Consider the following 18,038-nt stretch of genomic DNA (forward strand, 5'->3'; position numbering starts at 1 on the left):
CGAAGGCTGCGATCTTTTGATCTGGCCTGTCAGTGCTCCTGAAAAGATCAAAAGATCGCAGCCTTCGGCAGCTCCTACAGGGAGTCGCGCATGAACCGGCCGGTTAAGCTGACTTCACGTCCGCAACAGGCCTTGCAGTCCTATCTGGAAGACCTGCTGCTGGACCTGCCCGAAGACGTGCCGCCACCAGTCGAAGCGCAGCCGCCAGTCGTCGAACAGGCGCAGCCTCAAGTGATGGAAAGCGCCGAGGCCATGGACGAGTTCCAGGCGGCGGTGCTCGAAGAGCAGGCTCGCGACGCGCAGAAGTCTGTCGCTCCAATTGCCGCCCCGGCTGTTGCACCTGTAGCCAAGGCCCCGGTGGCGCTGATCGACGAACCGCGCGCGCCGCTGTCGACGCTGGCGCCGCTGCTGCAAACACAGTTATTGACCGTTCCGGAACCAGAACCAGAGCCGGAGCCAGAACCGGCGCCGCCAGTGGCAGAGCCGCAGGTGCTGATTCCGCCACTGGTCGAAGTGCACCTGCCACCGAACAACCCGCCGCCACCGGTTGAACCCGATGGCCGTCCGGCCTGGGCTGCAGAAGCCTTCGAATGCTTGCTGTTCGATGTTGCCGGGCTGACGCTGGCGGTGCCGCTGGTGTGCCTGGGGTCGATCTATTCGCTGGCCGGCCATGAGCTGACGCCGCTGTTCGGTCAGCCGGAGTGGTTCCTCGGAATTCTGCCGAGCCAGGCCGGCAACCTGAAGGTCCTGGACACCGCGCGCTGGGTCATGCCGGATCGGTACCGCGATGACTTCCGGCAGGGCCTGCAATACGTGATTTCGGTTCAGGGTTACGAGTGGGGGCTGGCGGTGCATCAGGTCAGTCGCTCGTTGCGCCTGGACCCGAATGAAATCAAATGGAGAAGTCATCGGGGTCAGCGGCCATGGCTCGCCGGCACGGTGATCGAGCACATGTGTGCATTGCTTGACGTATCCGCGCTGGCCGAGTTGATCGCCAGCGGCGGGGCAAAGCACTTGAGCGGCAATAAGCCGCTACATAAACCGACATAGCAGCCGACATAACAATCAGGCGATGGCATTTTTCAATGCCACCACACAGAACACACACCGCCCAGGGCGGTTTTTTCGAGGGGTCAGGGTATGAGTAGTCAGGCGTCGAATGCAAAAGGTTCTGAAGATCCGATCCTGCAATGGGTGACCTTCAAACTGGATAACGAAACCTACGGCATCAACGTGATGCGCGTGCAGGAAGTGCTGCGCTACACCGAGATCGCCCCGGTACCGGGTGCGCCGAGCTATGTGCTGGGCATCATCAACCTGCGCGGCAACGTGGTCACCGTGATCGACACCCGTCAGCGCTTCGGCCTGCACAGCGGCGAGATCAGCGACAACACCCGTATCGTCATCATCGAGGCCGACAAGCAAGTCGTCGGCATCATGGTCGACAGCGTCGCCGAAGTGGTTTACCTGCGTCAGTCGGAAATCGAAACCGCACCGAACGTCGGTAACGAAGAGTCGGCCAAGTTCATCCAGGGCGTGTGCAACAAGAACAACGAGCTGCTGATTCTGGTCGAGCTGGACAAGATGATGAGCGAAGAAGAATGGTCGGAACTGGAGAGCATCTGATTTGATTCTCGAGGTTGCGGTAATTGTTCTGTTCCTGTTCTGGGCCGGCACGCTGGCGATGTTCGTGTCGTACATCAAGGCGCAGCGGGTGATCGCTGCGCAGCAGGCCCAGGGCGATGCGCTGCGTGATCAGCGCATCAAGGAACTGGCCAAACGCGTCGACGATTACCAGAACGGCAACGTGCGCATGGGCGAAGCCCTGCACGAGTTGCGCGCGGTGGTGAGCCCGTTGCCGGACAAGATCGTTGCACTGGAACAACGCGACCCGTCGAGCCTGTCATTCGCCCAGGCGGCGAAACTGGTGGGCATGGGCGCGAGCGTTGATGAACTAACTCAGTCGTGCGGCTTGACCCAGGCTGAGGCGGAGTTGATGCGCAAGCTTCACAAGAACTAGAAGCAAGATCAAAAGATCGCAGCCTTCGGCAGCTCCTACATTGGATTCGCATTTCCCTGTAGAAGCTGCCGAAGGCTGCGATCTTTTGCTTTTAAGGCTTAATAATCATCGCCGCGCAGGGTCACATCTTTCTCGACCATCGGCGCGTTCGGGTCTTGTCCCTCGGGGAATTTGCCCTTCAGATTCCACGCAAACGCGATGATCTCGGCGATCGTGCGGTAGAGCTCTTCGGGGATGCTGTCGCCCAGTTCCATCCGCGCCAGCAGGCGCACCAGTTCGGCGTTTTCGTAGATCGGCACTTCGTAATCGCGGGCGATGCGCAGGATTTCTTCGGCCAGTTCATCGTCGCCCTTGGCGGTGAGGGTCGGGGCGTGGTTGCCGTCGTATTTGAGGGCGATGGCCTGGCGTGGGGCAGTGGAATCGTTCATGCGGTTTCGTCGACCCAGCGGTGTTCGAGGCGGGTTTGGTTGCCTTGCGGCGGGGTGCCGTGGTGGCAGTCGAGGTCGCCGACGTTGAGCCCGGAATCGAGCAAGCGCTGGCGCAGTGCAAGCAGATTGCTTTCGATCAGGTCGGCGGTGTACGGCCGCTCGGCCCACAGCTGACTGGACAGGCTGCCGGCAATCAGTTGCGCCTGAATCTGCATCGGTCCGAGGGGTTCCAGATCGAAGGCCAGATCGACCCGCCACAGTTGCTGTTTGGCTTCACGCTCGTCGCGGCGTTCGTGGGGTTGCGGTTCGCGCTCCGGCGCTTCTTCACGCTGAAACTTGACCTGCAGCGGCACGATGTCCTGCAAATTGCGCATGGGAATTTCCAGCTGCCAGGTGCTGAGCAGGCGGCCATCGTCGGTGACGCCGGTCTGTTCCAGGCTCGACAACTGATGGCTTTGCAGGCGCGACACCGCAGCGGCGGCGAGGCGCAGCAGTTGTTCGAGATCGCCTTCGCCTTCCAGTTTCGCCAGCAGCCGTTCGGGTAACGGAAAGCTGCTCGGCACCGGTTTGGCGCTGACCTGACCGAGGGTGCCCAAGGCATTTCGAACGAAACTCGGCAAGGCCTGCGCCAGGGTGTTGGCGGCGATGATCGCGTTGAAATTGGTGTTGCTCGGCAGGCCGGGGGTCAGTTGCGCGATCAGCTTGAGCAGGTCGGCCTTCATGTCCGGGGCAAGCGCCGGGTTTTGTCCGCCGAGCAATTTGGCTTCGAGGAACGCGCCGCTGTTGGCCAGGGCGAGTGCCACGCCTTTGGCCGTGCTCATTTGCTGCACGTCCGGCAGGCTGGCGAGCAGCTTGTCGACCACTGCGCGCAGATCGGCCGAAGTCTGATCGGTGGCCGGCGGCAGGTTCTGCAGCAATTTCAGCAAACCATCGAGCGAGCCCTGACGACTTTGCTGACCGAGCAATTGCTGACTGACCGCCAGTTGCTCCTGACGGCTGCTCAACGGCACGAATTTGAGGGTTTGCGCGTCCTGCACCTGCGCCGACAACAAGGTGCCGATGCGCAGCGGTTGCGGACTGTCGACGGTCAACGTGCTGCCGCTCAACGCAGTGTTGAGCAGGGTCACCATCGAACGGAACACCGCCGCTTGTCCTGGGGTTTGCGGCAGAGCCTGCGAGGTCACGACTTTGCCTTGCAGCAGGGTGCCGGCCGGCAACTGCGCGGTGTCGATGCGGGTGAGGGTGGCGACGCTGCTGGCAATCGCTTGCTGCACGGTGATTGCCAGATTCCCGGCCGATGGCTGGGTGATCGCCAGGTTGGTGCCCTGTGGCAACGGTAGATTGCTGCTGGCCTGCACGGTGGTCTGGCGACCGCTGTCGAGGGTCACTTTGAGCAGCAATTCAAAGGTCTGATCGGCCTGCTTGAGCGACAACACCTCGGCCTTGGCGCTTTGCCCCGCGCCTATCAAGCCCTCGACCGGCGTCAGCAGCTTGAGCAGTTCACCCATCTGTGGGCGAGCGCTCGCCGGCACGGTGGGCGGCAGCGGGAGGATGTTCATTTCGCCTGTCATACGCGGACACAACCTGAGGAAATTGCACTCTTGAGAGTAAGGCACGGCATGTATAATGCCGCGCGTCGTGCGCTTCGTTCAAAAAACCTAGCAATTGTTTGATCCAGCTCGCCAGATCGAGCGATCAAAGCATCTATGCTGCTTCTCTTTAACGGCCGCGCCAGAGCCGACTTGAACCGTATAAGGCCCGTGATCCCTTGACCAGTCCTGTCCTGCAAACCGTTGCCCTGGTGTGTGAACGCGATCTGCGGCTGCTGTTCGAAAACCTCGAATTGCGCCTGGTCAGCGGTGACATGGTGCAGATCAGCGGTCCCAACGGCAGCGGCAAGACCAGTCTTTTACGTCTGCTCGCCGGTTTGATGCAACCCACCGATGGCCAGGTGCTGCTCAACGGGCAACCGCTGGCCGAGCAGCGCAGCGAACTGGCGCGCAATCTGTTGTGGATCGGTCACGCCGCCGGGATCAAGGATCTGCTCACTCCCGAAGAAAACCTGTCGTGGCTCTGCGCCCTGCATCATCCCGCCGAGCGCGAGGCGATCTGGCAGGCACTGGCAGCGGTAGGATTGCGCGGTTTCGAAGACGTTCCCTGCCACAGTCTTTCCGCCGGTCAACAGCGCCGCGTAGCGCTGGCGCGGTTGTATCTGGACAGCCCGCCGTTGTGGATTCTCGACGAACCTTTCACGGCGCTGGACAAGCAGGGCGTCGCGCAACTGGAAGAACATCTGGCCGGGCATTGCGAGCGCGGCGGTCTCGTGATCCTGACCACGCACCATACGCTGAGCCGCATGCCGGCCGGTTATCGCGACATCGATCTGGGGAAATGGGCGGTATGAGTGTCTTCGGCCTGCTGCTTGCCCGCGAATCGCGCCTGCTGTTCCGCCGCCCGGCGGAGCTGGCCAACCCGCTGATTTTCTTCGCCATCGTCATTGCACTGTTCCCGCTGGCCGTCGGCCCGGAAACTCAAGTCTTGCAAAACCTGTCCCCGGGGTTAGTCTGGGTGGCGGCGTTGTTGTCGGTCCTGCTGTCGCTGGACGGATTGTTTCGCAGTGATTTCGAAGATGGCTCGCTGGAGCAGTGGGTCCTTTCGTCGCACCCGCTGCCGCTATTGGTCCTGGCCAAGGTGCTGGCACACTGGCTGTTCTCCGGGCTGGCACTGGTCCTGCTGTCGCCATTGCTGGCGTTGATGCTCGGTTTGCCGGCCGCCTGTCTGCCGGTGCTGCTGCTGTCGTTGCTGCTGGGCACGCCGGTGCTGAGCCTGCTCGGCGCAGTCGGCGCGGCGCTGACGGTCGGCCTCAAGCGCGGCGGTCTGTTGCTGGCGCTGCTGATTCTGCCGTTGTACATCCCGGTGTTGATCCTTGGCAGCGGCGCGTTACAGGCCGCGCTGCAAGGCATGCCGGCGACCGGATACCTGTTGTGGATGGCCAGCCTCACAGCGCTGGCGATCACCCTGACACCCTTTGCAATAGCCGCTGGCCTGAAGATCAGCGTCGGCGAATAATAATGAGGCCTGGTCAAAAATTGACCACTTCTTCCAGAAGAAAGGCATGACCCTCTGCCAGCTCGCGATGATGAGCGGCAACCGTGATGGAAACAGTATGAACTGGACCTGGTTTCACAAGCTCGGCTCGCCCAAGTGGTTCTACGGCATCAGCGGCAAGTTCCTGCCGTGGTTGAGCATCGCAGCGTTGCTGCTGATTGGCGTTGGTGTGGTCTGGGGGCTGGCGTTCGCGCCGCCGGATTATCAGCAAGGCAACAGCTTCCGCATCATCTACATTCACGTGCCTGCCGCGATGCTCGCCCAGTCGATCTACGTGATGCTCGCGGTGTGCGGCGTGGTCGGGCTGGTGTGGAAGATGAAACTGGCCGACGTCGCTCTGCAATGTGCTGCGCCGATCGGTGCGTGGATGACTGCGGTGGCGTTGGTTACCGGGGCGATCTGGGGCAAGCCGACGTGGGGCTCGTGGTGGGTCTGGGATGCACGCCTGACTTCGATGCTGATTCTGCTGTTCCTGTATTTCGGCGTGATCGCGCTGGGCAATGCCATCAGCAACCGCGACAGCGCCGCCAAGGCCTGCGCGGTGCTGGCGATCGTTGGGGTGATCAACATTCCGATCATCAAATACTCGGTGGAGTGGTGGAACACCCTGCATCAGGGCGCGACGTTCACCCTCACGGAAAAGCCGGCGATGCCGGCGGAAATGTGGCTGCCGCTGCTGCTGACGGTGCTGGGCTTCTACTGCTTCTTCGGCGCTGTGCTGTTGCTGCGCATGCGCCTTGAAGTGCTCAAGCGCGAAGCCCGCGCCAGTTGGGTGAAAACCGAAGTGCAGCAGAGTCTGGAGGCGGCACGATGAGTTTTGCTTCATTCGGCGACTTCCTCGCCATGGGCCATCACGGCCTGTATGTCTGGTCGGCCTACGGCATCTGTCTGGCGGTGCTGGCCCTCAACGTGGTGGCGCCGATTGCGGCGCGCAAGCGTTATCTGCAACAAGAGGCGCGTCGTCTGCGCCGGGAGAACGGCCAGTGAATGCGCTGCGCAAAAAACGTCTGATCATCATTCTGGCCATCCTGGTCGGGGTCGGCGCCGCTGTCGGCCTGGCCCTGAGCGCGCTGCAGGAAAACATCAATCTGTTTTACACGCCGACGCAGATCGCCAACGGTGAAGCGCCGCAGGACACGCGCATCCGCGCCGGCGGCATGGTCGAGGCCGGTTCGCTGCAACGATCCAAGGATTCGCTGGACGTCAAGTTCGTCGTCACCGATTTCAACAAGTCCGTGACCATCGCTTATCGCGGCATCCTCCCGGATCTGTTCCGCGAAGGGCAGGGTATCGTCGCCCTCGGCAAGCTCAACGCCGACGGCGTGGTGATTGCCGATGAAGTGCTGGCCAAGCACGATGAGAAGTACATGCCGCCGGAAGTGACCAAAGCGCTAAAGGACAGCGGTCAATCCGCGCCAACGCCTGTGAAGGAGGGTTGATCGATGGCAGCCGCACTGTTTATTCCTGAGCTGGGCCATCTGGCGATGATTCTCGCCCTGTGTTTTGCGCTGGTCCAAGCGGTGGTGCCGATGCTCGGCGCTTGGCGCGGCGACCGTTTGTGGATGAGCCTGGCGCAACCGGCAGCGTGGGGTCAGTTTGCCTTTCTGCTGTTTGCCTTTGGCTGCCTGACCTACGCGTTCATGACCGACGATTTCTCCGTCGGCTATGTGGCGATGAACTCCAACAGCGCGCTGCCGTGGTACTACAAATTCAGCGCGGTGTGGGGCGCCCACGAAGGCTCGCTGCTGCTGTGGGCACTGATCCTCGGCGGCTGGACGTTCGCCGTGTCGGTGTTTTCCCGGCAGTTGCCGCAAGTCATGCTCGCTCGCGTGCTGGCGGTGATGGGCATGATCAGCACCGGTTTCCTGCTGTTCCTGATTCTTACCTCGAACCCGTTCTCGCGGATCCTGCCGCAGATTCCCGCCGATGGCCGCGACCTCAATCCGTTGCTGCAGGACATCGGTTTGATCGTGCATCCGCCGATGTTGTACATGGGTTATGTCGGTTTCTCCGTGGCCTTCGCATTCGCCATCGCCGCGCTGCTCGGCGGTCGTCTCGACGCGGCTTGGGCGCGTTGGTCGCGGCCATGGACCATCGTCGCCTGGGCGTTCCTCGGCATCGGCATCACCCTCGGTTCGTGGTGGGCGTATTACGAACTCGGCTGGGGCGGCTGGTGGTTCTGGGACCCGGTGGAAAACGCCTCGTTCATGCCATGGCTGGTCGGCACTGCGCTGATCCACTCGCTGGCGGTCACCGAAAAACGCGGCGTGTTCAAGAGCTGGACGGTGTTGCTGGCGATTGCCGCGTTCTCGTTGAGCCTGCTCGGCACCTTCCTCGTCCGCTCGGGCGTGCTGACCTCGGTGCACGCGTTTGCCTCGGACCCCGAGCGCGGCGTGTTCATTCTGATTTTCCTGTTGTTCGTGGTGGGCGGTTCGCTGACCCTTTTCGCCCTGCGCGCGCCAGTGGTGAAAAGTCAGGTCGGCTTCAATCTGTGGTCACGTGAAACCTTGCTGCTGGGCAACAATCTGGTGTTGGTCGTCGCGGCGTCGATGATCCTCCTCGGCACCTTGTATCCGCTGATTCTCGATGCCATCAGCGGTGCCAAGCTGTCGGTCGGCCCGCCGTATTTCAATGCGCTGTTCATTCCGTTGATGGCGTTGCTGATGCTGGTCATGGCGGTCGGTGTGATCGTGCGCTGGAAGGACACGCCGGTGAAATGGCTGGCGAGCATGCTCACCCCGGTGCTGCTCGGCAGCGTCGCACTGGCCGTGGTGGCCGGCGTGGCCTATGGCGACTTCAACTGGGCGGTGATCGCGACGTTCCTGCTGGCCGCGTGGGTGCTGCTTGCCGGCGTGCGCGATCTGCTCGACAAGACCCGCCACAAAGGCCTGATCAAAGGCTTGCCGACGCTGACCCGCAGCTATTGGGGCATGCAGATCGCCCACCTCGGCATCGCTGTGTGCGCGCTGGGGGTGGTGTTGTCGAGCCAGAACAGTGCCGAGCGCGACCTGCGACTGGCGCCGGGCGAGGCGATGGACCTGGCCGGCTATCAGTTTGTCTTCGAAGGCGCCAAACACTTCGAGGGGCCGAACTTTACCTCGGACAAAGGCACCATTCGCGTCATTCGCGACGGCCAGGAAATCAGCGTGCTGCATCCGGAAAAACGTCTGTACACGGTGCAGAATTCGGTGATGACCGAAGCTGGCATCGATGCCGGTTTCACCCGCGATCTCTACGTCGCCCTCGGCGAGCCGCTGGATAACGGCGCCTGGGCCGTGCGCGTACACGTCAAACCGTTCGTGCGCTGGATCTGGTTCGGCGGCTTGCTCACCGGATTGGGTGGTTTGCTGGCGGCGCTGGATCGGCGTTATCGGGTCAAGGTGAAAAGCAAAGTGCGCGAAGCGCTGGGCATGACGGGAGCGGCGGCATGAGGCGTTGGTTGATGTTATTGCCGCTGGCGATTTTTCTGCTGGTGGCGGTGTTTCTTTATCGTGGCCTGTATCTCGATCCGGCGGAGTTGCCGTCGGCGATGATCAACAAGCCGTTCCCGGAGTTTTCCCTGCCGAGCGTGCAGGGTGACAAGACGCTGACCAAGGCCGACCTCCTCGGCAAACCGGCGCTGGTCAATGTCTGGGGCACCTGGTGCATTTCCTGCCGGGTCGAGCATCCGGTGCTGAACAAACTCGCCGAGCGCGGCGTGGTGATCTACGGCATCAACTACAAGGACACCAACGCCGATGCCTTGAAATGGCTGGCCGAGTTCCACAATCCGTACGCGCTGGATATTCGTGATGACGAAGGCTCGCTGGGCCTCAACCTCGGTGTCTACGGCGCGCCGGAAACCTTCTTCATCGACGCCAAGGGCGTCATCCGCGACAAGTTCGTCGGGGTGATCGACGAGCAGGTCTGGCGCGAGAAACTCGCGGCCAAGTATCAGGCGCTGGTCGATGAGGCCACGCCATGAAGCGTTTTCTCGCAGCAGTGCTGTTGGGCTTGAGCCTGGCCGGTGTCGCCCAAGCGGCCATCGACACCTACGAGTTCGCCAACGAGGGCGACCGCGAGCGTTTCCGCGAACTGACCAAGGAACTGCGCTGCCCCAAGTGCCAGAACCAGGACATCGCCGACTCCAACGCGCCGATCGCCGCCGACCTGCGCAGAGAGATTTTCCGCATGCTCGGCGAGGGCAAGGACAATCAGCAGATCATCGACTTCATGGTCGATCGTTACGGTGATTTCGTCCGCTACAAACCGGCGCTCAATGCGAAGACCGCGCTGTTGTGGTTCGGCCCCGCCGGTCTGCTGCTCGGCGGTTTCGTGGTGATCGTGCTGATCGTGCGCAGGCGTCGCGGGCAACGTGCCGAAACCCCGTCATCGCTGTCTGCCGAAGAACGTCAGCGCCTCGACCAACTGTTGGATAAAAACCAAGAATGATTGATTTCTGGCTCGCCGCAGGGCTGTTGCTTCTGGTCGCCCTGAGTTTTCTGCTGATCCCGGTGCTGCGCGAACGCCGCGCCCAGCGTGAAGAAGATCGCACCGCGCTGAACGTCGCGCTGTATCAGGAGCGGGTTGCCGAACTGCAAGCGCAGCAGGCCGAAGGCGTGCTCGATGCCGCGCAACTGGACAGTGGCCGCGCGGAAGCTGCACGTGAATTGCTCGCCGACACCGAAGGCGTCACCGCACCGCGTGTCTCACGCCTTGGCAAGCCGTTGCCGCTACTGGCCGCCGTGTTGGTGCCGGTGCTGGGCCTTGGTCTGTACCTGCATTTCGGCGCCGCCGACAAAGTCGAACTGACCCGCGAATTCGCCCAGGCACCACAGTCGATGGAAGAGATGACCCAGCGTCTGGAGCGTGCGGTCGCCGCACAACCAGATTCCGCTGAAGGCCTGTATTTCCTTGGCCGTACCTACATGGCTCAAGATCGCCCGGCGGACGCGGCGAAGATGTTCGAACGCGCCGCCAACCTCGCCGGTCGCCAGCCGGAACTGCTTGGCCAGTGGGCGCAGGCGCAGTATTTCGCCGACGGTAAGAAATGGTCAGAGAAGATTCAGGCACTGACCGACGAAGCGCTGAAGGCCGACCCGAAAGAAGTCACCAGCCTCGGCCTGCTTGGCATCGCCGCGTTCGAAGGCGAGCGGTATCAAGAAGCAATCGACTACTGGAATCGCCTGCTCGCGCAACTGCCGCCGGAAGACAACTCGCGCGCTGCGCTGCAAGGCGGCATCGAGCGTGCCGCCGAACGCCTGAAGGCCAGCGGTGGTCAGGTTGCCGAGGCACCGGCGCCGAAAGCTGCGTTGCTGAAAGTCAGCGTTGATCTGGCCAGCGAACTCAAAGGCAAGGTGCAACCGGGCGACAGCGTGTTCATCTTCGCCCGCGCCACCTCAGGCCCACCGGCGCCGCTGGCGGCCAAACGCCTGACCGTCGCCGACCTGCCAGTGACCGTCGAACTGGGCGACGCCGATGCAATGATGCCGCAGTTGAAACTGTCCAACTTCCCTGAAGTCCAACTGGTTGCGCGCATCTCTCGGGCCGGTCAACCGACTGCCGGGGAATGGATCGGTCGCAGCGGCCCCTTGGCCAGCAGCACCACTGCGCCACAAAAACTGACCATCGACAGCCCGGACCAGTAACCGGACCCAACAGGAAAGCACCGCCATGCACACCATCGCCCGCATCACAGTCCTCACACTGGCCCTGGGCTTGAGTGCATGTGCGGTACAACGCCCGGAACCGACCACCAGCCTGCCGCCGATTCCGCCGTCGCAACCGACCCCGACCCCGTCGACCTCGCCGACCCCCGGCAAAACCATCCCGGCCAAACCCGCCAAGCCGGTGCCACGCACCTCCGCCAGCTTCGCCCCGCCACCGGGCGGCAACAGCCACTGGGACCAGAAACTCGGCGTCTACGTCCTCGACGACCAGACCAACACCTTCTACCGCCAGCGCACCTACTACCGCTGGAACAACGGCTGGAGCCGCTCGGTCAGCCCCAACGGCCCGTGGGAAGACACCAACATCCACGGCGTACCGCCGGGGTTGGGCAAGCAGTTCGGGCAGTAAGAGAAACGGTGATCCTGGGATCGCCGTTTTTTTGCGTCTGATTCTCAGAGAATCGCACGATAGTTACCTAACGCCTTTACCGATTCGACCAAGCCTTGCCGCTGGAGAAAGCCAAGATATTTGTCCACCTCCACAGTGGGCGTTTTCAATTGCCGTCGCTGGCTTTGGGCCGCAGCGACGACGGCAGCCGAATCAAGATGAAAAAGGTTTTCCACAAACTCATCCGGGTGCTGAGCTTCGATGCCATATGGCGCGAGATGACAGGAGGGGAAATCTTTCAGGTTGAACGTCACTATTACATCGGCACCGCATCGGATAGCGGCCGCCAGAACATGGCGGTCGTTCTCATCAGGCAGCGTCAGACCTGACACCAAGTCTTCATAGCCATCGATACACGCATCTGGAATGGCCAGGTCCATCAATTGCGATGTGCGATCGAGTTGTTCGAGGGTCAGGTCGGACCTGTTCTTCAATAAGTTACGCTTCCATTCGTGGTGTATTTCCTGAGTCCAGCGAGCTCGATACAGCCCAGACAGCGCGAGCCACATAAGGAAGTCTCTCAAAGGGGCCGGATATAAGACGCATGCATCGTATACAGCAGTGAAAGAGGAATGCCTCACTCGTATCCTGTCCTTAGCGCCTGTGCCTGCTCCGCGAGAAGCGTCATTGCCTGCTCGCTGGCGGTGTCTCGCCGGGTTTTATATTCCATCAGATCGGCAAAACGCACACGTCGGTGCTTGCCTGTTTTGTGGTAGGAAATCTCACCGCTCTCCAGCAGTTTGATCATGTGCGGACGTGAGACGTTGAGCAAATCGGCAGCTTCTTGAGTGGTCAGCTCGGCATGGATCGGCACGACCTTCACAGCGTTGCCCTCCGCCAGCGCTGCGAGGATATCGCTCAGCAAGCGCAATGCCGACGTTGGCAGCTCGACGCTGTGGGCTTCATTCTGCTCATCAAAAATCTGGATTCGCTGGGTATCGAAACCTGTGGCGAGGAAAGCGGTGAGGGTGCGCTGGCCTTCAATCGCGGCTTTGACTTCGCGTTCAACTGGCAAATTTGTAGTGGAAGGAATTGGAGTGGGCATAAGACTGTTCCAACATTCTAGAAACGATGCGCGAACGTTATTCGAATTAAACGAAAATCGCAATAAACGAAACTGGCGTCAGGAATACTTTGCAAAACAACCAACCATCACCCCGTCCCATTCTGTGCTTGAGTAAAGATAACTCTAGAGTTATTTTTAGTTGGCCAGGCCAAGGAGGCGGTTGGTGCAGAGCAGGCTATTGAAGGAGATCCGTAATGCAATATCCCATCTGCATCGAGTGGGGTGACGAGAACACTGCCATCGGTATTCAGATCCCCGATATTCCCGGCGCAGTCACGGCCGGGGACAGCTTTGAGGAGGCTTATAACGCGGCTGTGGAAGTCGCGCATCTCATGCTGCAGGAGATCGCGGCGGCAGGGCAGGCGATTCCGATGCCGACTTCGGCAGCGGCGCATCGCAGCCATCCGGATTTTGCCGGGATGGGCTGGGGCATGCTGGAGCTGGATATCTCGCCGTACCTGGGCAAGACCGAGAAGGTCAACGTTACGCTGCCTGGCTATGTGATTCAGCGTATTGATCGCTATGTGCGCGAGCATAACGTCAAAAGCCGCTCCTCGTTTCTGGCGGATGCGGCGATGGAGAAACTGGTGCGGTATTGAGGGTCTACGCAATTGTGGGAGCGAGCCTGCTCGCGAAGGCGTCAGGTCAGGCACTGATCTGCGGCAGACACACCGCTTTCGCGAGCAGGCTCGCTCCCACTATGACATCGCGTCAGGACGCGACTTTTCGTTGCGCCAGAGAGGTGTTTTGCGATGCACTCAAAAACCGCAACAACGCCAACAACGGGAACACGCTGCCGACAATCACGATCCACAACCAGCCGCCATGCTCGTACACCGCGCTGGCTACCGACGAGCCGAAGGCGCCGCCGATGAAGATGCTGGTCATGTACAGCGCGTTCAAACGGCCGCGACTTTTCGCGTCCAGCGAGTACACCGCGCGTTGGCCGAGGACCATGTTCATCTGCACACAGAAGTCGAGGACCACCCCGGTCACGGCCAGGCCGATCACGCTATAGGCCGGGTGGATGAAAGCGGGGAGGAAGCTCAGGCTGGCGAAGAGCATGGCCAGCAGCGAGGCGATGCGTGTGTGGCCGGCATCGGCGAGGCGGCCACTGATTGGCGCGGCGATGGCACCGATGGCGCCCACGAGGGCGAATATGGCGATCTCGCTTTGCGACAGGCCATGGTTGCGCGCCAGTTCCAGCGGCACGGCGGTCCAGAACAGGCTGAACGTGGCAAACATGCAGCCCTGATAAAATGCCCGCTGACGCAGCACGGGTTGTTGGCGCAGCAGTGTCCACAGCGAGCCGATCAATTGGCCATAGGTGGCGCTGTGATCGGGCTGGCGCTTGGGTACGGTCAGTGCCAGCACCACGCTGATTGCCGCCATCAACGCTGCGGCGATCATGAACATGGCACGCCAGCCGAGGTGGTCGGCGACCACGCTCGACACCGGTCGCGCCAGCAGAATACCCAGCAGCAGACCGCCCATGATTCCGCCGACCACCCGGCCACGGGATTCTTCCGGCGCCAGATGCGCAGCCAGCGGAATCAGGATCTGCACCGACACCGAGCTGAAGCCGACCAGCAGCGAGATCAGCAGAAACACGTTGGGCTGCTCGGTAAACGCCGCGCCCAGCAGACTGGCGATCGCCACCAGCGTGGTGATGATCATCAGCCGCCGGTTTTCCAGCAGATCGCCCAGCGGCACCAGAAAGAACAGGCCCAGCGCGTAACCGATCTGGGTGAGCGAGACGATGAAACTGGCCATGGTGTCGGAGAGGCCGATGTCCGGCGCGATCAGGCCGATGATCGGCTGTGCGTAGTAGATGTTGGCAACGATGGCGCCGCAGCAGAACGCGAACAGCAGGACCATGCCTCGGGTCATTGCGTGAGGAGTGGTGGTCATAGGAGATCTCGGGTCGGGCACTGGAAAGCGGAGAGGCTAATGGACAACGCGGGTTGGCAGAAGACGTTTTCCGATGATAACTGTTATTACGTTGTGTAATGACTTCTGGATGGTTACGGGGGAGGGCTGGATGTGTTTGTTCATTCAACAAAAGCCCCTCACCCTAGCCCTCTCCCGGAGGGAGAGGGAACTGATTGGGGGATGCTTGGGATATGCGCCGACCTGAAGGTGCGACAGTGAATCCATGATCGTTCCAAACCATAATCCACTCGATCCTTCAGGTCGATGTCTGACGGAAGTCACCTCGGTCGGCTCCCTCTCCCTCTGGGAGAGGGCTGGGGTGAGGGGCTTCTGGCTCAACAAAAAGGCGACCTTGGTGGGTCGCCTTTTGATTTTTCAGATCAAGCCTTACTGCCCGCTATAAATCTGATCAAACACCCCACCATCATTGAAGTGAGTCTTCTGCACCGTGCGCCAGTCACCAAAAGTCTTCTCCACCGAAAGGAAATCGACTTTCGGGAAACGGTCGGTGTACTTCGCCAGCACCGCCGGGTCACGTGGGCGCAGGTAGTTGGCCGCCGCAATTTCCTGACCTTCCGGCGACCACAGGTACTTCAGATACTCATCCGCCGCAGCGCGCGAGCCTTTCTTGTCGACCACTTTGTCGACCACGGACACCGGTGGCTCGGCTTCGGCGGAGACGCTTGGGTAGATCACTTCGAACTGATCGCGACCGAATTCGCGAGCGATCATTTCCGCTTCGTTTTCGAAGGTCACCAGCACGTCGCCGATCTGGTTGGTCATAAACGTGGTGGTAGCGGCGCGGCCACCGGTATCCAGCACTGGCGCCTGCTTGAACAGTTTGCCGACGAAGTCCTTGGCCTTGTTCTCGTCACCGCCGTTTTTCAGCACATAGCCCCAAGCCGAAAGGTAGGTGTAGCGGCCATTACCCGAAGTCTTCGGGTTAGGCACGATCACTTGCACGCCATCCTTGAGCAGGTCCGGCCAGTCTTTCAACGCTTTCGGGTTGCCCTTGCGAACGATGAACACCGTGGCTGATGTGAACGGCGCGCTGTTGTTCGGCAGGCGCGTGACCCAGTTGTCCGGCACCAGTTTGCCGTTGTCGGCGAGGGCGTTGATGTCGGTGGCCATGTTCATGGTGATGACGTCAGCCGGCAGGCCATCGATCACCGAGCGTGCCTGCTTGCTCGAGCCGCCGAAGGACATCTGTACGGTGATGTTTTCCTTGTGCTCGGCTTGCCAGTGTTTCTGGAACGCAGTGTTGTAGTCCTTGTAGAAATCGCGCATCACGTCGTAGGAAACGTTAAGCAGCGTCGGTGCTGCCTGGGCGATGTTGGCCAAGGCCAGGCCGGCGGCGAGAAGTGAGGCGCCAAAGAGTTTTTTCACTGCGCATTCCTTGTTGGTTATCGATGTAGGAGCTGCCGAAGGCTGCTCCTACAAGGGGGTGATGTTCAATTGCCAGCGACTATAACGGGCCACGCATAGGCGATTAAAGATTAAAAAGCTCTGTGCTTATTCCACTTTTTTGAACAGCTGGCTGCCGCATCGCGAACAGAACGCCGCGCTCTGCTCGTGGGTCTTTTTCTGACACCCCGGACAGTCATGTTGCAGCTGCTCGCCGCGCATGGCATTGGCCAGCTCAGCGGTGAAAATCCCCGTGGGCACAGCGATGATCGAATAACCGGTGATCATCACCAGCGAGGAAATCACCTGGCCCAGCGGCGTCTTCGGCACGATGTCACCGAAACCTACGGTGGTCAGGGTGACGATCGCCCAATAAATGCCCTTGGGAATGCTGGTGAAGCCATGTTCCGGGCCCTCGATCACGTACATCAGCGTGCCGAACACTGTCACCAGCGTGCACACGCTGACCAGAAACACGACGATTTTCTGCTTGCTGCCGCGCAGCGCCGACATCAGATAGTTGGCCTGCTTGAGATAGGGGCTGAGTTTGAGCACGCGGAAAATCCGCAGCATCCGGATAATCCGGATGATCAGCAGGTACTGCGCATCGCTGTAATACAGCGCGAGGATGCCCGGGACGATCGCCAGCAGATCCACCAGGCCATAAAAGCTGAAGGCATAGCGCAGCGGCTTGGGCGAGCAATACAGACGCAGGATGTACTCACCGAGGAAGATCGCCGTGAAGCCCCACTCTATATAGGCCAGTACGTCGGCGTAATTGCGGTGAATGCTGTCGATACTGTCGAGCATCACGATCACCAGACTGGCGAGGATGATCAACAGCAGGATGCCGTCGAAGCGACGCCCGGCCGGGGTGTCGCTCTGGAAAATCATGACGTAGAGCCGTTCGCGCCAATTGTTGCTGCTGTCCATGGATAACGCCTGAATCGAAGATCAGCGCAGCCTAGGGTGATTGTCCTCGTGAGCGCAAGACTCATGCGCAAGCGACGCTTTGCCCAGCATCTGGATGCCGGCGCGAATCAGCCAGCAGGCGAGGATGAACGGCGCGGTCAGCGTCGCCAGTCCCGCAGCAGCAAACAGCGGCGTCACCAACAGCGCCAGGACAATTCCCAGCAGCGGCAGCCACGGATGTTGCCGTTGGGCGCTGAAGGCGAGGGCGGCGAGCAGGGCGTTGTAGCCACCGAGGCCGAGCAGCGCGGCGGATGTCTCGTGGTGCAGCAGACTGGAGCCGAGGCCGATCGCCGAAGCCAGCAGCGCCCAGCAGAAAGCGCGACGATCGGCGAGCAGCAAACCACTGGCGATCAATGCCCCGGCCAATGGATGGTCGAGGAACATCACCTGACCGAATCCGCGCAGTTCAGCGGCCAGCACATTCGCCGTGTTCAGATCGATCGACGCCGCCGGCGCGGACGGTTCGGCGAACACCAGCAGCACCCAACCTATCGCCACGAACGGCGAGGTGTACGCCGGTATGGAACGGCTGCGATACACATGTTTGAGCCATTGCTGAGTGAGCATCGCGCTCAAGCCGCCGGCCGCGAGAATCAGCGGCGGTAGCAGCGGCGACCAGGGGAAATACAGGCTCAACAGCAGACCGAGCAATACGCCGTTGTAGCTGAACAGCCCGGCCTGGCGATCAGGCTTGGCGTAGTTGCGCCGCTGCGCGGTGAGCAGACCGGCGACGCCACCGAGCAACGCCCCGGCAAACAGCACCGGCGCCGTCAGCAGAATTGCCAACAGACACAGCAGGCCGCACAGCGGATGGCGCTGGAAGAAAATCTGACTGAAACCGTTGAGCAAAGCCTCGGCCCAGTCGGGGCAGTGGGTGTTGAAGTGATTGGCAGGCATGGCAGTTCTGAAAGTCAGGGAAAACCGAGGCGCCTGCTTCGCGAGCAGGCTCGCTCCCACATGGATCTGCGTCCAGTCTCGGTTCTGTGATCGACGCAGAACCAATGTGGGAGCG

At 61.0% G+C, this 18,038-nt stretch carries 22 protein-coding genes; 14 read left to right on the top strand and 8 right to left on the bottom strand.

Annotated features, from left to right (window positions below):
- Positions 1-90 precede the first annotated feature (90 nt).
- From DCO47_RS18440 to DCO47_RS18450, 3 genes are all read left to right on the top strand, one after another.
- Positions 91-1,050 (top strand): CheW domain-containing protein, encoded by a 960-nt coding sequence (locus tag DCO47_RS18440; protein ID WP_065617397.1) that lies wholly within the window; start codon positions 91-93, stop codon positions 1,048-1,050.
- 90 nt (positions 1,051-1,140) lie between these two features.
- Positions 1,141-1,626 (top strand): chemotaxis protein CheW, encoded by a 486-nt coding sequence (locus DCO47_RS18445; protein WP_016771050.1) that lies wholly within the window; start codon positions 1,141-1,143, stop codon positions 1,624-1,626.
- Position 1,627: 1 nt separating this feature from the next.
- The gene (locus tag DCO47_RS18450) at positions 1,628-2,020 is read left to right on the top strand and encodes a DUF2802 domain-containing protein (RefSeq protein ID WP_064365462.1); all 393 of its coding nucleotides are present in this window, start codon (positions 1,628-1,630) and stop codon (positions 2,018-2,020) included.
- A 98-nt stretch (positions 2,021-2,118) separates the two neighbouring features.
- Here the strand turns inward: DCO47_RS18450 and DCO47_RS18455 are convergent, their stop codons facing one another.
- Both DCO47_RS18455 and DCO47_RS18460 read right to left on the bottom strand, forming a co-directional pair.
- Positions 2,119-2,448 carry an EscU/YscU/HrcU family type III secretion system export apparatus switch protein gene (locus tag DCO47_RS18455; protein WP_042607552.1) on the bottom strand — a complete coding sequence of 110 codons (330 nt, stop codon included), beginning with the start codon at positions 2,446-2,448 and terminating at the stop codon, positions 2,119-2,121.
- Positions 2,445-4,019 (bottom strand): flagellar hook-length control protein FliK, encoded by a 1,575-nt coding sequence (locus tag DCO47_RS18460; protein WP_116658637.1) that lies wholly within the window; start codon positions 4,017-4,019, stop codon positions 2,445-2,447. Before DCO47_RS18460 ends, DCO47_RS18455 begins: the two co-directional genes overlap by 4 nt.
- 197 nt (positions 4,020-4,216) lie before the next feature.
- Here DCO47_RS18460 and ccmA point away from each other — a divergent pair, with 197 nt between their 5' ends.
- From ccmA to DCO47_RS18510, 10 genes are all read left to right on the top strand, one after another.
- Positions 4,217-4,852: a cytochrome c biogenesis heme-transporting ATPase CcmA gene (gene ccmA / locus DCO47_RS18465; RefSeq protein WP_116658638.1), complete on the top strand. Its 636-nt coding sequence runs from the start codon at positions 4,217-4,219 to the stop codon at positions 4,850-4,852.
- Positions 4,849-5,517, top strand: a complete 669-nt coding sequence (gene ccmB / locus DCO47_RS18470) for a heme exporter protein CcmB (RefSeq protein WP_039763615.1) — start codon at positions 4,849-4,851, stop codon at positions 5,515-5,517. Before ccmA ends, ccmB begins: the two co-directional genes overlap by 4 nt.
- Positions 5,518-5,614: 97 nt before the next feature.
- Complete coding sequence (locus DCO47_RS18475; RefSeq protein ID WP_038860475.1) at positions 5,615-6,370, top strand: heme ABC transporter permease; 756 nt, start codon at positions 5,615-5,617, stop codon at positions 6,368-6,370.
- Positions 6,367-6,543: a heme exporter protein CcmD gene (gene ccmD, locus DCO47_RS18480; RefSeq protein WP_039763617.1), complete on the top strand. Its 177-nt coding sequence runs from the start codon at positions 6,367-6,369 to the stop codon at positions 6,541-6,543. Before DCO47_RS18475 ends, ccmD begins: the two co-directional genes overlap by 4 nt.
- Positions 6,540-6,995 (top strand): cytochrome c maturation protein CcmE, encoded by a 456-nt coding sequence (ccmE, locus tag DCO47_RS18485; RefSeq protein WP_064365459.1) that lies wholly within the window; start codon positions 6,540-6,542, stop codon positions 6,993-6,995. The genes ccmD and ccmE overlap by 4 nt, the downstream gene beginning before the upstream one ends.
- A gap of 3 nt (positions 6,996-6,998) precedes the next feature.
- Positions 6,999-8,987: a heme lyase CcmF/NrfE family subunit gene (locus DCO47_RS18490; RefSeq protein ID WP_064365458.1), complete on the top strand. Its 1,989-nt coding sequence runs from the start codon at positions 6,999-7,001 to the stop codon at positions 8,985-8,987.
- Entirely contained in the window at positions 8,984-9,520 is a 537-nt protein-coding gene (locus DCO47_RS18495) for a DsbE family thiol:disulfide interchange protein (protein ID WP_116658639.1), read from the top strand. The genes DCO47_RS18490 and DCO47_RS18495 overlap by 4 nt, the downstream gene beginning before the upstream one ends.
- A complete protein-coding gene (locus tag DCO47_RS18500; RefSeq protein ID WP_116658640.1) occupies positions 9,517-9,987 on the top strand; it encodes a cytochrome c-type biogenesis protein in 471 nt (156 codons plus the stop codon). The genes DCO47_RS18495 and DCO47_RS18500 overlap by 4 nt, the downstream gene beginning before the upstream one ends.
- Positions 9,984-11,183, top strand: coding sequence for a c-type cytochrome biogenesis protein CcmI (gene ccmI, locus DCO47_RS18505; RefSeq protein WP_042607559.1), 1,200 nt, complete (start codon positions 9,984-9,986; stop codon positions 11,181-11,183). The genes DCO47_RS18500 and ccmI overlap by 4 nt, the downstream gene beginning before the upstream one ends.
- Positions 11,184-11,208: 25 nt before the next feature.
- Entirely contained in the window at positions 11,209-11,613 is a 405-nt protein-coding gene (locus DCO47_RS18510; protein ID WP_064365455.1) for a hypothetical protein, read from the top strand.
- Positions 11,614-11,657: 44 nt separating this feature from the next.
- Here the strand turns inward: DCO47_RS18510 and DCO47_RS18515 are convergent, their stop codons facing one another.
- Together DCO47_RS18515 and DCO47_RS18520 are read right to left on the bottom strand one after the other, a co-directional pair.
- Positions 11,658-12,233: a PIN domain-containing protein gene (locus DCO47_RS18515; RefSeq protein ID WP_042607561.1), complete on the bottom strand. Its 576-nt coding sequence runs from the start codon at positions 12,231-12,233 to the stop codon at positions 11,658-11,660.
- The gene (locus tag DCO47_RS18520; RefSeq protein WP_042607562.1) at positions 12,230-12,697 is read right to left on the bottom strand and encodes a helix-turn-helix domain-containing protein; all 468 of its coding nucleotides are present in this window, start codon (positions 12,695-12,697) and stop codon (positions 12,230-12,232) included. The genes DCO47_RS18515 and DCO47_RS18520 overlap by 4 nt, the downstream gene beginning before the upstream one ends.
- A gap of 215 nt (positions 12,698-12,912) precedes the next feature.
- Between DCO47_RS18520 and DCO47_RS18525 the strand changes: the two genes are divergently transcribed.
- A complete protein-coding gene (locus DCO47_RS18525) occupies positions 12,913-13,317 on the top strand; it encodes a type II toxin-antitoxin system HicB family antitoxin (protein ID WP_064365452.1) in 405 nt (134 codons plus the stop codon).
- A 112-nt stretch (positions 13,318-13,429) separates the two neighbouring features.
- Here DCO47_RS18525 and DCO47_RS18530 read toward each other — a convergent pair whose 3' ends face one another.
- From DCO47_RS18530 to DCO47_RS18545, 4 genes are all read right to left on the bottom strand, one after another.
- Positions 13,430-14,629 (bottom strand): MFS transporter, encoded by a 1,200-nt coding sequence (locus DCO47_RS18530; RefSeq protein WP_042607565.1) that lies wholly within the window; start codon positions 14,627-14,629, stop codon positions 13,430-13,432.
- 408 nt (positions 14,630-15,037) lie between these two features.
- Entirely contained in the window at positions 15,038-16,036 is a 999-nt protein-coding gene (locus DCO47_RS18535; protein ID WP_042607566.1) for a sulfate ABC transporter substrate-binding protein, read from the bottom strand.
- 126 nt (positions 16,037-16,162) lie between these two features.
- Positions 16,163-16,987 (bottom strand): ion transporter, encoded by an 825-nt coding sequence (locus DCO47_RS18540; protein ID WP_064365449.1) that lies wholly within the window; start codon positions 16,985-16,987, stop codon positions 16,163-16,165.
- Positions 16,988-17,008: 21 nt separating this feature from the next.
- Positions 17,009-17,923 carry an urea transporter gene (locus DCO47_RS18545; RefSeq protein WP_116658641.1) on the bottom strand — a complete coding sequence of 305 codons (915 nt, stop codon included), beginning with the start codon at positions 17,921-17,923 and terminating at the stop codon, positions 17,009-17,011.
- Between the last annotated feature and the right edge of the window lie 115 nt (positions 17,924-18,038).

Source organism: Pseudomonas sp. NDM, from assembly GCF_003105095.1.
Taxonomy (GTDB): domain Bacteria; phylum Pseudomonadota; class Gammaproteobacteria; order Pseudomonadales; family Pseudomonadaceae; genus Aquipseudomonas; species Aquipseudomonas moraviensis_A.

Bases quoted from the DNA above. Each gene is read 5' to 3' on its own strand.
- DCO47_RS18510 (WP_064365455.1), top strand. From the start codon at position 11,209: ATGCACACCATCGCCCGCATCACAGTCCTCACACTGGCCCTGGGCTTG.
- ccmI (WP_042607559.1), top strand. From the start codon at position 9,984: ATGATTGATTTCTGGCTCGCCGCAGGGCTGTTGCTTCTGGTCGCCCTG.
- DCO47_RS18455 (WP_042607552.1), bottom strand. From the start codon at position 2,448: ATGAACGATTCCACTGCCCCACGCCAGGCCATCGCCCTCAAATACGAC.
- DCO47_RS18495 (WP_116658639.1), top strand. From the start codon at position 8,984: ATGAGGCGTTGGTTGATGTTATTGCCGCTGGCGATTTTTCTGCTGGTG.
- DCO47_RS18460 (WP_116658637.1), bottom strand. From the start codon at position 4,019: ATGACAGGCGAAATGAACATCCTCCCGCTGCCGCCCACCGTGCCGGCG.
- DCO47_RS18530 (WP_042607565.1), bottom strand. From the start codon at position 14,629: ATGACCACCACTCCTCACGCAATGACCCGAGGCATGGTCCTGCTGTTC.
- DCO47_RS18525 (WP_064365452.1), top strand. From the start codon at position 12,913: ATGCAATATCCCATCTGCATCGAGTGGGGTGACGAGAACACTGCCATC.
- DCO47_RS18500 (WP_116658640.1), top strand. From the start codon at position 9,517: ATGAAGCGTTTTCTCGCAGCAGTGCTGTTGGGCTTGAGCCTGGCCGGT.
- ccmD (WP_039763617.1), top strand. From the start codon at position 6,367: ATGAGTTTTGCTTCATTCGGCGACTTCCTCGCCATGGGCCATCACGGC.
- DCO47_RS18475 (WP_038860475.1), top strand. From the start codon at position 5,615: ATGAACTGGACCTGGTTTCACAAGCTCGGCTCGCCCAAGTGGTTCTAC.
- DCO47_RS18445 (WP_016771050.1), top strand. From the start codon at position 1,141: ATGAGTAGTCAGGCGTCGAATGCAAAAGGTTCTGAAGATCCGATCCTG.
- DCO47_RS18440 (WP_065617397.1), top strand. From the start codon at position 91: ATGAACCGGCCGGTTAAGCTGACTTCACGTCCGCAACAGGCCTTGCAG.
- ccmB (WP_039763615.1), top strand. From the start codon at position 4,849: ATGAGTGTCTTCGGCCTGCTGCTTGCCCGCGAATCGCGCCTGCTGTTC.
- DCO47_RS18520 (WP_042607562.1), bottom strand. From the start codon at position 12,697: ATGCCCACTCCAATTCCTTCCACTACAAATTTGCCAGTTGAACGCGAA.
- DCO47_RS18540 (WP_064365449.1), bottom strand. From the start codon at position 16,987: ATGGACAGCAGCAACAATTGGCGCGAACGGCTCTACGTCATGATTTTC.
- DCO47_RS18490 (WP_064365458.1), top strand. From the start codon at position 6,999: ATGGCAGCCGCACTGTTTATTCCTGAGCTGGGCCATCTGGCGATGATT.
- DCO47_RS18545 (WP_116658641.1), bottom strand. From the start codon at position 17,923: ATGCCTGCCAATCACTTCAACACCCACTGCCCCGACTGGGCCGAGGCT.